Below are 12762 nucleotides of genomic sequence, written 5' to 3'. Positions count from 1 at the left end.
CCCGCCGTCGAAGGCCCGCCCGCCGGAAGCACCTGCCGGTCCCGTCGGCCCGCCCAGGGCCGCGTCACCGGTGGAACTGCCCGACCGCGGCTGGCGGCGCATGGTCCGGCTGGTCACGTTCGACCGGGTCCGGCCGGGGCCCTCGGCCGCGCAGCGCCAGGAGGCCCGATTCGAGGCGGCGATCCGGGCGCCGCTGCGCGGCATCCACAAGGTGGGCATCCTCGGCAAGGGCGGCGTGGGCAAGACATCGGTGGCCGCCGGCGTCGGATCGCTGCTGGCCGAATACCGCCGGGACCACGTCGTGGCGATCGACGCCGACACCGCCTTCGGGCGGCTGAGCAGCCGGATCGATCCGCGGTCCGGCGGCTCGTTCTGGGAACTCACCGCCGACACGAACCTTCGGTCCTTCGACGACGTGGTCGCGCGGCTCGGCCGCAACCCGGTGGGGCTGCACGTCCTGCGCGGCGAACCCGCGTCCGGCCCCCGCAGGGTGCTCGACCCCGCCCTCTATCGGGAGGCCGCGTTGCGGCTGGACCGCCATTTCGCGATCTCGGTCATCGACTGCGGGTCGACGATGGACGCGCCGCTCACCCGGGAGGTCCTGCGTGACCTCGACGCCCTGATCGTGGTGTCCTCGCCGTGGGCCGACGGCGCCTCCGCCGCGGCCCGGACCATGGAGTGGCTGTCCGACCAGGGCCTGAACCAGCTGTTGCAGAACAGCGTGGTGGCGCTCAACGACTCCGACGGCCACGCCGACAAACGCACCCGGGCGTCGCTGGCCCGCGAGTTCGTCGAGCACGGCCGGCCGGTGGTCGAGGTCCCCTTCGACCCGCATCTGCGGCCCGGCGGGGTCATCGACGTGCGGGACCAGCTGGCCCCGGCGACCCGGCGCGGGTTCTTGGAGATCACCGCGACGATCGCGGGGTATTTCGCGGCGCGGTCCACCGGCGAGGGGTGAGCGCTGGCGACGGGGGCCGGCGCAGCCGCGCAGGCCGGACTGCCATGCCCGGCCGCTGACCCCTCGAGCAGCGGCCCGGGCCGGCGTCGGGCCGACTTCGCGGTCTCTGGGCCCGGCTACGTTCCGCTCGGCCGGCGAAGGCAAGCGGCGCAACCTGACGTCCGGGGACACCCGTCTCCGGGGCGCCGGCGCCCGGCGGAATGCCGCACGGCGCCGTCGCTTCCAGTGATGACGAACGCTACAACGCCAACTATCGCAGGTGCAACGGTTTGTGCAATAGCTAACACGGCGTCGCTACTGTTGACGCTTCGGTCAGGCGCGGCTGACGGGGCTCGACAGGCGCCGGGTCACGCCGGTTGGGCGGGGGCCTTCGGGTCGCGCACGGGGTAGCCGTGGCGCTCGGCCAGCGACCGGAGTTGGCGCAGCGCGAACGCCCTGGGCCGTCCCGCCTCCGGGATCACGACCCCGGCCCACAGCCCTTCCGCACCGGGCAGTTCGCACGCGTCGCGCGCACAGGGCCAGCGCCGCGGGCACGCCCGGCACAGGGCTTTCGCCTCGTCGTCCGGGGCGGTCGTCCAGCGCTCGGGATCGCGCGCGCAGGCGCCCCGCCAGAACTCGCCGTCGGCCACGGCGGCGGTCACCGCGGCCACGCTCCGGCGCAGAACAGGGCGGTGTCCGGGTGCCGGGCCGACGGGCAGGAGCACGCGAACCATTCCCATACCGCCGTCAGAGCTCCCACACGCGACTCCTGTGCACACACCTTGCGCTACAGGGCGCAGTGTGGCATTCGGACACTGCGCCGGCGTGACGGCGAGGTGAACAGGTGCCGACCAACCCGGCCCCGGCGGAACCGCCGACGGACGGCATCGCGGCACCGTAGCGCCGGCACGGTTGAAATGCGACACCGAACGCCCCGCGGCCCGGGGGATGCAACGGTTAGAATGGCGAACATTCGGGTGGAGGTTCGTCGACGGTCACGTCGTTCAGGTCGACGGTCAAGACGGTCAATGAGGGGGGCGCCGGGCATGACGCTAGAAATGGAGCCGCCGGATCCGGGCGTGATACGCGCCGGGGCGGCGGCCGCCGCGCGCCGGCGTGAACTCGACATCAGTCAGCGCCGGCTCGCGGCCGACGGGATCATCAACGCCGGCGCGCTCATCGCATTCGAGAAGGGCCGCAGCTGGCCCCGTGCGCGGACCCGCGCCAGGCTCGAGGAAGTGCTGGAATGGCCCACCGGGACGATCGCGCGGATTCGTCGCGGCGAGCCGGCCCCCGGCGGGGCGCCCGCGTCACCCCCGTCACCTGACGGCCCGCCGGCCGAGGGCTCGGTGTCGTTGATCGCGCAGGCCGTCGTGACCGCGGTGGACGGCTGCAGCCTGGCCATCGCCGCGCTGCCGCCGGCCGACGACCCCGAGTTCCCGCGGCGCGCCACGCCGATCCTCGCCGATCTGCGCCGGCTCGAGACCATCGCCGTCCGGGCCGGCCGCATCACCCGGATGACCCCCGAACTCGTCAAGGCCCTGAGCACCGTGCGCCGCAACTACGACGCACTGATGACGCGGGTGGCGGCTGCGCCGAATGCGCCGCTGGCGCAACGGCTTTACGCGGCGCGGCGGCGTGCGAAGCTGTCCGCCCCCGAGACCGCACAAGCGGCGGGCGTGGCGGAGGAGATGATCGCGCGCGCCGAGGCCCAGGAACCATTACCCGCCGACGCCGCCGACGCGATCGAAACGTTGATCCGCCAGATCAGCTGAGCGGACCCGGTCAGCGGTCGAGCATCTGGCTGTCGAGATTCTTGCCGCCGCTTTCGTCGGTGCCCGGGCACGCGTTACTGCGGTCGTTCACGCAGATCGCGAGGGCGTGTGCCATGGCGTCCAGGCCCGCGATCACCGCACCCGGCACCATGGGTCCACGACATGTCCCGGCTCATGTCGTTGAGCTTCTGCGCCGCCTCTGCGAGGTCCGCTCTCAAGTCATCCTTTTTGCCATTGTCGAGGCCGCCCCGACGAGAACCGCTGCGCCCTGCCCCGGCTGGCCCAGGGTGGGCAACGTAACCGACGGTGCGGCAGGGGTTTCCGGCACATCCGGCTCCTGTTTTCCGATGGGCTCGGCCGGTCCGTCGTAGTAGTCGTCCGCGCAGCGGCCGGCACCTTCCGCATCACCGACACGCGCGGCTGTCGTCGCGCATTCCTCACCCCAAGCACCCGCCCCGCCGGCCAACGGCGTGCCGGGCGTCACCGGGGAGCCGGCGGCGGATGGCCTGCCGCAGTTGAGAATCCGCGAGAAGCTGCGGGCACGTGCCCGCGTGTGCATCGCTATGCGTTGTGTCCGGCTCCGGCCGGATCCTGGGTGAGCCGACGCATCTCTTCGCCGATCGACTGCCGCAGCGCGTCTTCCGGGTAGTCGCGCAGGCCGGTCGCCGAGCGCAGAAACGGCTCGAACAGCTGCCAGCCGAACAGCAGCGCGAGGGCGTGAGCGGCCGCCAGCCGGGCTCCCTCGTCGCTGTGGTGCCCGGCCCGGATCTCGTCGACCAGTTTGGCCGCGCCGGGAAAGCTGGTCTGCAACTGCCCCACCGGATACCCGTCGAGTAGCGCCCGCGCGATCACCCGCATCTGGCGGCTGCCCGTCGCCTCGATCTCGGCCGCCGGGGCGCCGGCGTCCATGAGCTTCGCCAGGTGCGCGGCCAGGTGATCGAGCACCGCGGAGACCAGCCGCTCCTTGGTGCCGAAATGCCGGAAGACCAGCCCGTGGTTGACCCGGGCCCGGGCGGCGATCTCGCGGATCGACGCTGCGGCCGGCCCGCGGTCGGCGAACATCTCTCCGGCACTGTCCAGGATCGCGGCGATCACCTCGTCGCGACCGGTCGGAACGAATCCGTCAGGGCGCCCCGAGTCCGCACCGGGTGTAGTCATGCGGCTACGCTACCGCCCCCGGGGCGGCGCCGGCTCAGGAGGCGTCGGTGAGCGCGGCGTCGAGCACGCCGCCCAGGTGCTTCCAGTACAGCCAGTCCGCGACCGCCGCGCGCTGGGCGACCGGGTCCACCGCGGTATGGGCCTGCCGGAGCAGGACTTCCTGGGCATGGGTCGCGTAGGTCTGCAACGCCCGCAGGTGTGCGGCCCGGCGGCCGGTGGCGCTGCTGGACATGGGCTTCATCACCTCGAACCACAGCATGGGACGCTGATCGGCCGGCACGTTGCTCCGTTCTGGCCGACGCTTCCCACGGCCAGCACCAGGGGCGCGTACCACGCCGGGGTGACGATCGTCTGCACCAGCTGCCACCCCCGCGGATCGGCCGGCCGGGCGGGATCGGGCGGCGGGTTCTGCGCGCAGTCACCGCCGGTGTTGCCCGCCGCGGCGATGACGACGGCGTTCATGACGTTGACCGCGTAGGCCAGGGCCGCGCCCAGGGTGGACTCGTTCACCGGCTTGCGCACCTTGAAGCAGGCAGCCTCGCTGATGTTGATCACGCCCGCGCCCAGGTTGGCCGCGTGCACCACGGCACGCGCCAGGCTGCGGATGGTGCCGGCCGCCGGGGTCTGGTTGGGGTCGTTCTGGTTGGCCTGGTTCTGGTCCATGGGCTCGAAGGCCTCCGAGGTCTGGCGCACCGAGATCAGCCGCGCGTCGGGCGCGACGCCGACGAACCTGTGGTCGGTGCCGGCCGCCCGGCGATCAGGGAGGCGATGAGCGTGCCGTGGGAGTCGCAGTCGGTCAGCCCGAGGCGTCCACCCCGGTGTCGATCAGCGCCACCGTGACACCGGCGCCGGTTGCGAACTTGTGGGCCTGCCCCACGCCCATGTAGGTGTTGGCCCACGGGGGGTCACGGAAGTTGTTGCCCGGCAACGTCAGCGGCGCCTTGCACATGCGCTTCTGCTCGACGGTCGGGTCCGGTCTCGTCGGGGGGGCACCGCGCCCGGGTCGATCGACGGCGGGGTCACCGCCACGGCGGGGGCGCGGTGAGGAACACGAGCGCGAACGCCACCGTGATCACACCGATGCCGTGCACCCCGCACCCTCCGTTCATGTGCTATTCACTTGGCCGCAAGTCGATTTGGGCCGACCAACCGGAATCGTCCCGCATCGCGGGCCCGCGCGCAGCACCAATCTACGGGCAGCCCGGCTACCAGACCCCTACCAGACCCCTACCAGACCCCTACCAGACAATGGCGGCCATGTCGCGGTTGTCCGAACACACGCTGCGCACCGCGGCCTCGACGTCGGGGGCGGTGACGATCTGCAGGTCCTCCACCGTCACGGGCCGGCCCGCACGCTTCTGGGCGACGACGCGGGTGTCGCGGAACCCCTCGGCGCGCTCGATGACGTTGCGGGCGAAGCGGCCGTTCTGCATGGCGTCGATGCCGTGGCGCCCGCCCGGGGTGGTGTAGTTGCGGATCGTGGTGGCCGCGTCCAGAAACGTCTCGCGCGCGGCGTCGTCGAGCAGGCTGGCGCGCGGCTCGGCGTAGCGGCGCGCGATCTCGACGATCTCGGCCGCAGAGTACGACTCGAATCGGAGCTTGCGGTTGAAGCGGCCGGCCAGGCCCGGGTTCACGGTCAGGAACGCGTCCACCTGGTCCTCGTAGCCGGCCCCGATGAAGCAGAAGTCGAAACGGTGGGCCTCGAGGGCGACCAGCAACTGGTTGACCGCCTCCATCCCGATCATGTCCGGGGTGCCGTCGTGGTGGCGTTCGACCAGCGAGTAGAACTCGTCCATGAAAATGATTCGGCCCAAGGACTTTTCGATCAGCGCGTTGGTCTTGGGCCCGGACTCGCCGATATAGTGCCCGCAGAAATCGGACCGGCGGACCTCCCGGATCTCGGGGTGGCGCACGATGCCCATGCCGGCATAGATCTTGCCCAGCGCCTCGGCGGTGGTCGTCTTGCCCGTGCCCGGCGGCCCCACCAGCAGCATGTGGTTGGTCTGACCCTCCACCGGCAGGCCGTGCTCGACGCGCATCATGCGCACCTCGAGCTGGTCCTCCAAAGCGGCCACCGCTTCCTTGACCGCCGCCAGGCCCACCTGCCTGGCCAGCAGCGCGCGGCCTTCGGCCAGCAGCTCGGCCCGCCGCCCCGCCGCGTCGTCGTCGTCGAGTTGCTCGCGGCTCTTGGCGGTTGCGGCGTCCCACTTGTCGGTGCGGCTGGCGATGGTCTGTTCGTCGGTCACGACCAGGTGCAGATTCGGGTCGGCCAACGCTTCTTTGGCCGCCTCGGTCAGCACCCCGTTGATGGTGGCCTTGGACAGCCAGACCTGGGCCTTGTCCTCCTCGCGCAGCTGGCGGTGCACCATCCCCCGCACGTACGCCAGGTCGGCGACGAGCAGCGGGATGTCGGCCGGGCCGATGGTCGCCGTCAACACGTCGGCGTCGAAGCGCGACGCCGAGGAGTCATGTCCGATGACGTCGACACGGTCCAGCCAGTCCAGCGCCACCCGACCCTGCCCGAGGTGCGCGGCGGCGTGTGCCGCCAGCGCGCAGATCGACGCGGTCACCGCCGACATGACGATCGCCTGCGGCGGCAGCTCCTCGGCGGCCGTCGACAACACCTCGGGCCAGCGCTGCGTGGCGTACCTCAGGAACGCCCGGGCCAGCTGGTGCCACTGGTGGTTGGCCCACGAATCCAGCAGCTCGCGGTTGGCCAAAAGCGTGTCGGCCGCGGCGTATTCCCCCGCGATCGTCAATGCCGAGGACAGCGCCAGCCCCACCTGGGACGCATCGGTGACGGTGATCCCGATGTAGGGACCCAGCTGGATCTCGGCGGCCAGCGTCTGGCCGATGCGGGTGGTCTCGCGGTGCAGCCACTCACTGGTCGCGTTGAGCTGCTTGAGCGAGGCCAGCGCGTGGTCGCCGCAGGCGATGCGCCCCAGCCACGCATCCGCCATCGACGGGTCGGCGTCGGTGGCGGCGACGAACTCCGGCAGGGCCGCCGCCGGCCCCTGCTGCCTCCTGATGGTCATGGCCCGATCGAAAAGCCTGCGGGCGGTGTGCAAGTCAGCCATTCCGGCCGCCTTTCCACCTGCTGGATGCGCTCATCGAAAAGTGCCTCAAACTCGTGCTGCCGACGGTTCTAGGTGGCGACCGACATGGTTACCGGCTCCAGGCTGACGTAGCGGTTCTCCGCGCGGAACATGTCCATCGCGACCAGCCAATTCTGCCCCGCCGCACTGAGGTTCACCGTCGCGGGGCCGACCTGCTCGATGATCACCTCGAAGCCGTGCCTGTCGGGCTCCGGCAGCGCGGTGCCCGGAGGGGCGACGGTGATCACGGTTGCCGGCCGCGGGGCGGGCGAGATCGCGGAGTCCCCGAGGTCCGGCCCGCTGCCCTCGGCGGCGCCCACGCCGTGTTGCCCGCGCCGCGGGGCATAGTCGACGACGCTGACGGTGGTGCGCGGCGTGGGCCGGGGCGTGCTGACGACACTCACCTCCGGCATCTTCACGCTGGCCCAGCGGGCCACGTCGCGGGTGTGCACACACACCCGTTCACCGGCCCCGGCGGTACGGATCACGATCCGCTTGGCGATCGGATCGTCGGCTGCCACGAGGACCCGCGACGGTTCCCCCGCATCGGTGAGCGGGATCATCAGGCGGTCGCCGTTGCTCAGCTTGCCCACCAGCACACCCGACGGGCCGATCTCGGTGACCAGCTCCGGGGGCAGCGGGCTGCGCCGCAGCCCGCGCAGGTGCGGCCGCGGACCGCACATGTTGGCCGCCGCCGCCGCGGCCTGCTCACCGTTGAGGCGACGCAGCGTCACGCTGGGCGGGGTCGGGGCCGCCGTCGCGGTGAGCACGGTGACCGTCGCGGTACACGTCGCGTCCGGATATACGGTGACGTTCTGGATGACCTCGTCGGCGCGCAACGTCCAGGCCTGTGCGAGATCGCGCGACGTGATCGCCGCGGCGGGATAGGCGTAGGTGGTCATCCAACCGGCTTCCCCGCGGATGGCTTTCCAGCGCTGGGTGGGGCCGGCCACCGCGTCCGCGCCCAGCCGGCGGTCGAGCTCGAGCAGATCGGTGGCGGTGGCCACCTTCGCCCGCAACCCTTGGCAGCGCAGCAGGCCCGCGATGCGCTGAGCGACCGAAACCGCCGCCGCCCCAACTGTTGTGCGCCACCGCAGGGCCTGCGTGTTGTCGAGGACCGGCAGGCGCATGACCAGCCACGTCTCGCGCCGGCCCGCGTACGGCGGGGTGCCGATCTCCGAGTCGTAGACCCGCGGGAAGTCACCCGTGCTGCCGTGCCGCGAACCGAACGTGACGACGCTGAGCGAATCGAGTCGCAGGCCGAGCGCCTGTCGCAGCATCGGCGCCAATTCGACGATGTCGATCACGTTTTCGGTCGCCACCGTCACCGAGCCGGTGACCCGCGTGGCCCGGTGGGCGCGGCCCAGCAGCTGCACGGCGACCACCGCGACACCGTCGTGCACCCGCACACCGCCCACGGACCGGTTGTTGGCGACCGTGATCGGAGCCTCCCAGCTGATCGGCCGGCGGCCGCGTAGCCACAACACCGCCCACGACCACGCCGGCTCTCCCCACCACCGCACGAACACCAGCGCGACGCCCACGGCCACCGCGACCGCCGCGCCGAGGTAACCACCGAGCGCCCAACCCGCCAGCGCGAGCACGAAAACCACACACACGCCGACGACCCGCCGATTGCTGCCCGGGCCGAACCCGGTCAGCACGGGCCTCATCGCGCCCTCCGCAGCCGCGCCGCGATCGCCATTGCCAACACACCCGCGGCGACGACGCCGACGAACCCGATCGCGACGTTGCGTGCCCGGTGATCCGGCGGCGGTGGCGGCGGCGCGGGCCTGATCACCCGGCTCTGCGCGCCCGGTGGCAACCGGTCACCGGCGGGGATGTCGAAGGTCAACGCGGCGACCGGATCCGCCAGCCCATACCCGACCTTGTTGTCCACCCCCGCGGGCGGATTGTGCGCCGACTGCACGATCCTGTTGATCACCTGATGCGCGCTCAGGTCGGGGAACTTGGCTCGTACCAGCGCCGCGGTCCCGCTGACGTACGCCGCCGAAAAGCTGGTACCCCAGAACGGCATGTTCTTCTCACCCGGCCTGGCGGGCGGGTAGGCGTTGACCGGCCCGCCGCCCTGCGGCGACAGACCCATGATGTGGGTGCCGGGCCCCGCCACACCGACCCAGGGGCCCGACATGCTCTTGTCCAGGGCGGCACCGCCGCCGTCGACGGCGCCCACCGACAACACGTAGTCGGAGAACCAGGACGGCGAGGAGATGACCTTGACCTGATGCCAGTCGCGTGGATCGGACGGATCCAGCGGGTCGTACATGGGGTTGTTCGCGCAGCCGGCTTCCCCGACGTTGCCGGCAGCCGCGACGATCACCGCGTCCTTGACCGTCGCCGCGTACCACAGCGCCGCGCCCAGTGCCCGCTGGTCGGCCGGGGCCGCCGCCGGCAGGCACGAGGTCACCGAGATGTTGATCACCTTCGCGCCCATGTTCGCGGCGTGAACTACCGCCCGCGCCAACGTGTTCAGCGTTCCGGCCTTGACCCGTTCGTCGGAGTTCGGGTCGGCCGGCGGCGGGTTGACGGGCTCGAACGCCCGCGACGACTGCCGGATCGAGATGACGACGGCGTGCGGAGCCACGCCGACCACCCCGTCGGGTGCTCCCGGCGGGGGCGGCGGGACCGCCGGTTCGTCGTCGGTCTGCGGATCCGGCGGGCCGTTGGACGGCCCCATGGCGCCCGGTTCCACCGGGGGTGGTGGCGGGGGCGGCGGAACGACCTGGGTGATCGTCACCGGCGGTGGCGGCGGCGGTGGCGCCGCCGGCGGCGGGACCTCGACCGGCGGCGGCGGCCCCCCGATCGCCGGTGGCGGTCCGGCCGGTGCGGGAAAAGCCGGTGCCGCCGGCATCGGCCGCGGCATCGGCAGAATCCCTTGGGGCGCAGCGCCGATGATCGAACCGACGATGGTGCCGTGCGCGTCGCAGTCCGAAAGGCCGTCCTCGCCCATGATGTAGTCGCCCCCGGGCACGACCGGCAGCCGAGGGTTGGGGGTGATGCCGGTGTCGATGACCGCGACGGCGACGCCGTTGCCGGTGCTGTACTGCCACGCCCTCGCGATGTTGAGCAGGTTGAATCCGGGCGCCATCTGGGCCACGTCCGGGTTTCGCACGGTGATCGGCGACGAGCAACTGTTGGCCCGGCGCATCGGCTGGTCGGGGTGCGGGGGGCCGTCGGGGGGGACCAGCGCAGGATCGACGGCGGGCGGCGTAATGGCCTGGACGGCCGGGGCGTTCGAGGACAACGCGGCGAGCAGGACAACGCCGGACACCGCGGCGGCCCGCAGGCACCCCCGTCTCAGCGGCCTCAGTGTCGAAGCCACGTGAACAGCCCCCCCAGGGCCGCCGCCGCCGGCAACAAGACGATGAGCGCCAGCACCTCGACCCATTCCACGGTCAGCCTGATGATCGGCCTGAACCGCATCGCCGGCACCAAAAGTGCCGCGGCCAAACCCGATGCGGCGAACACCGCCACCGCCACCGCGGGCCACAGCAGCCCGGCTTCGACGTTCCTGGCGGCCAGCGCGTACTTGACGACGCCGGCGCAGACCGCGGCACACGCACCGCACACCAACGCGATGGCCTGGTATTTGGCCGCGAAGCCGCGGCCCTGGGTGATGAAGATCCCCGCCACCAGCCCGGCCACCAGCACCGCCAGCCACGCCCACGGGCGCCCCGGCGTCAGGACCCCCCAGACCGCCGCGGGCAGCACGATCGCAACCCCCACGCACACGCCGACCTGCACCGCATTGACCAGCCGCGCCGAGGCGGCGATCGCGGCGCCGCGGGCGGTGATGTCGGTCAGTTCGTTGTCCTCGTCCTCGGTTTCGTCCTCGTTGACCGGGGACACGGTGTCGACGGGCATCCCCTCGCGGCGCGCGAACAGGTCCCGGCCCGTGATCGACCCGAAGTGGGGCGGGCGGACCCGCGCCACCCACAGCGCGATCAGCGGTGTCATCCTGACCAGGGCGAGCAACCCGACCAGCACGCAGATGGCGAGCACCTGCACCGATGCCGGCCGGAACATCCGCACGGCCGCGACGGCGGTCAGAATCCCGCAGACCGTCACCACCGCGGTGACCACGGCGGTCTGCCAGCGCTGCCGGGTGAGCACCCCGATCGCGACGGCACCCAGCAGCGTGATGACCAATCCGATCAGCCCGTGGGCCGCGCCGAGCGCGCCGGGCGGCGCGCAGGCACCGGCGACCGCCAGCAGCACCACGGTCAGCCAGCCGAACCCGCTGAAAAGGTCGCGCCGTTCCCGCCACCCGCGCCAGACCACCCTCGTCGCGACCAGCAGCAGCACACCGACCCCCCCGGCCACCGCCGCGGGGATCGCGTTGTCGGTGAAGGTGCGCGCGCGCAGGGCCAGGCCCACGACCACGGCGACGGCCATGGCGATGAGCACGATCGCGGTGTGGGCGGCGGTCAGCGGTGTGACCGGCGCGAACATCCGGTCGCCGCCGTCGCGGCCGAGCCACTTGCCCATGGCCGCCAGGCCCGTCGACAGCGACTCGTACTGCGGTTCGAACGACTCCCCGGCGACCCTGGGCACCAGCACGAGGGTGTCGCCGTCCTGGACACCCAGCTCGTCGAGGCTCTTGTTGATGTCGAGCCGCACGCCGTTGATCTTGTGCAGCTCATAACTTCCGGGCGGCAGCGCAACGCCGTCGAACCCTTTGCGCTTGAGGTCGGCGTCGAACAGCTCCACCATTCCCTCGAAGAATCCCTCCACCGGAATTGCGGCGGGAAAGACTTGTGAACAAAGGTGTTTCTCGTAGGAAATATTGACCGCACAACGCGCCGGAAAGGCGACCTTATGCGGCGCAGTCATTGGGGCGCCCGCTCGGCGTCGGGGATGTATTTGTCGGCCAGCCCGGCGGTGATTTCGAAAAGCCGCAGCCGCGATTTCTTCTTCAACTCGTGGACCGTGTCGATGATCCCGCCTTTGGCCAGGTGCGGATCAAATGGCATCGCTTCCACGATTGCGCCCACCTTGGTGAACCGCTCCGTCAGGTAGGCCAGCGCTTCCTTGTCCGTGAGGGCGTCGGTGTGGTTGATGATGACCGTGCTGCGCGAGACCAGCTCGTGGTAGCCCTGGGATCTGAGGTAGTCCACGGCACGCAGCACCGGACGCGACCGATCCGCGGTGATGCCCGAGACGAACACCAGGGTGTCGGTGTTCTCCAGCACCGGCTTCATCACTTCGTGCTCGAGGTCGGGAGCGGTGTCGACGATCATGACCGTGTGCGTTCGACGCAACCGCGTCAGCACGCCGGAGAACATCGCCGGCACCAGCGGTCTGGGCTGGTCTGATGAGCGATTTCCGGCGAGCACGTCCAGGCCCACCGCGTTTTGCCCCAGGTGTTCCCGGATGTCCGCATAGCCCTGGACGTCGGTGTCGTTGATGATCGCCGTGTAGTCGCCGGGCGGCGACTCGTCGATGCGGTCGGCCAGGGTTCCGAAACCGGGGTCGGCGTCGATCGCGATCACGTTCTGGGGCCGGCATTCCCGGAACACCCCGCCGATGCACGCGGCCATCGTCGTGACCCCGACGCCCCCCTTGCCGGAGACGACTGTGATGACGTACTGGCGTCGGATATGCCGCCGGATCCGGTTCTGCAAATCGCGGTAGTGGCGTTCGCCCGGCGATTCGCCGGGATTTATTTTGTGAAATGTGGCGGTATAGATGAATTTTCGCGGTTCTATTGCCATGAATGTGGGTCGGGTGGGGTGTGCTATGTCTCGCGTGGCGTGACGGTCTGGGCGCACGGGCA

At 71.2% G+C, this 12762-nt stretch carries 9 protein-coding genes and 3 pseudogenes; 2 read left to right on the top strand and 10 right to left on the bottom strand.

The features are described from left to right. Positions 1-958 (top strand): MinD/ParA family ATP-binding protein (locus tag FPZ47_RS23485; RefSeq protein ID WP_428321251.1); only part of this gene is annotated, 958 nt, incomplete at its 5' end. Between the two features lie 347 nt (positions 959-1305). Here the strand turns inward: FPZ47_RS23485 and FPZ47_RS23480 are convergent. Beyond that, on the bottom strand, positions 1306-1599 hold the full coding sequence (locus FPZ47_RS23480; protein WP_246133560.1) for a WhiB family transcriptional regulator: 294 nt from the start codon (positions 1597-1599) through the stop codon (positions 1306-1308). 384 nt (positions 1600-1983) lie between these two features. Between FPZ47_RS23480 and FPZ47_RS23475 the strand changes: the two genes are divergently transcribed. After that, a complete protein-coding gene (locus FPZ47_RS23475; protein ID WP_246133561.1) occupies positions 1984-2712 on the top strand; it encodes a transcriptional regulator in 729 nt (242 codons plus the stop codon). A gap of 10 nt (positions 2713-2722) precedes the next feature. Here FPZ47_RS23475 and FPZ47_RS28590 read toward each other — a convergent pair whose 3' ends face one another. The 9 genes and pseudogenes from FPZ47_RS28590 to FPZ47_RS23435 form a co-directional block, all read right to left on the bottom strand. Next, entirely contained in the window at positions 2723-2863 is a 141-nt protein-coding gene (locus FPZ47_RS28590) for a hypothetical protein (protein WP_168209549.1), read from the bottom strand. Positions 2864-3273: 410 nt separating this feature from the next. Next, complete coding sequence (locus FPZ47_RS23470; protein WP_144955860.1) at positions 3274-3870, bottom strand: TetR/AcrR family transcriptional regulator; 597 nt, start codon at positions 3868-3870, stop codon at positions 3274-3276. Between the two features lie 34 nt (positions 3871-3904). After that, positions 3905-4165: pseudogene (locus FPZ47_RS23465) on the bottom strand (secretion protein EspK); the annotation flags it as partial. Next, a pseudogene (locus FPZ47_RS23460) lies at positions 4156-4961 on the bottom strand (S8 family serine peptidase); the annotation flags it as partial. The pseudogenes FPZ47_RS23465 and FPZ47_RS23460, both read right to left, overlap by 10 nt. Before the next feature lie 147 nt (positions 4962-5108). Then, positions 5109-6947, bottom strand: a complete 1839-nt coding sequence (gene eccA, locus FPZ47_RS23455) for a type VII secretion AAA-ATPase EccA (protein WP_144955866.1) — start codon at positions 6945-6947, stop codon at positions 5109-5111. A 68-nt stretch (positions 6948-7015) separates the two neighbouring features. Then, positions 7016-8638: a type VII secretion protein EccE gene (gene eccE, locus FPZ47_RS23450; RefSeq protein WP_144955869.1), complete on the bottom strand. Its 1623-nt coding sequence runs from the start codon at positions 8636-8638 to the stop codon at positions 7016-7018. Continuing rightward, on the bottom strand, positions 8635-10296 hold the full coding sequence (locus FPZ47_RS23445; protein ID WP_246133564.1) for a S8 family serine peptidase: 1662 nt from the start codon (positions 10294-10296) through the stop codon (positions 8635-8637). Before FPZ47_RS23445 ends, eccE begins: the two co-directional genes overlap by 4 nt. Further along, positions 10293-11819 (bottom strand): type VII secretion integral membrane protein EccD, encoded by a 1527-nt coding sequence (gene eccD / locus FPZ47_RS23440; protein ID WP_144955874.1) that lies wholly within the window; start codon positions 11817-11819, stop codon positions 10293-10295. Before eccD ends, FPZ47_RS23445 begins: the two co-directional genes overlap by 4 nt. After that, positions 11816-12685 (bottom strand): annotated as a pseudogene (locus FPZ47_RS23435) (MinD/ParA family ATP-binding protein); the annotation flags it as partial. The gene eccD and the pseudogene FPZ47_RS23435, both read right to left, overlap by 4 nt. Positions 12686-12762: the final 77 nt, after the last annotated feature.

Origin of the sequence: Mycobacterium helveticum, from assembly GCF_007714205.1 — a bacterium.
Lineage (GTDB): Bacteria > Actinomycetota > Actinomycetes > Mycobacteriales > Mycobacteriaceae > Mycobacterium > Mycobacterium helveticum.
Note: the sequence above shows the minus strand (reverse complement) of the source record. Positions and strands in the feature narration are given on the sequence as shown.

Bases quoted from the DNA above. Each gene is read 5' to 3' on its own strand.
- FPZ47_RS23475 (WP_246133561.1), top strand. From the start codon at position 1,984: ATGACGCTAGAAATGGAGCCGCCGGATCCGGGCGTGATACGCGCCGGG.
- FPZ47_RS28590 (WP_168209549.1), bottom strand. From the start codon at position 2,863: ATGGTGCCGGGTGCGGTGATCGCGGGCCTGGACGCCATGGCACACGCC.
- FPZ47_RS23470 (WP_144955860.1), bottom strand. From the start codon at position 3,870: ATGACTACACCCGGTGCGGACTCGGGGCGCCCTGACGGATTCGTTCCG.
- eccA (WP_144955866.1), bottom strand. From the start codon at position 6,947: ATGGCTGACTTGCACACCGCCCGCAGGCTTTTCGATCGGGCCATGACC.
- eccE (WP_144955869.1), bottom strand. From the start codon at position 8,638: ATGAGGCCCGTGCTGACCGGGTTCGGCCCGGGCAGCAATCGGCGGGTC.
- eccD (WP_144955874.1), bottom strand. From the start codon at position 11,819: ATGACTGCGCCGCATAAGGTCGCCTTTCCGGCGCGTTGTGCGGTCAAT.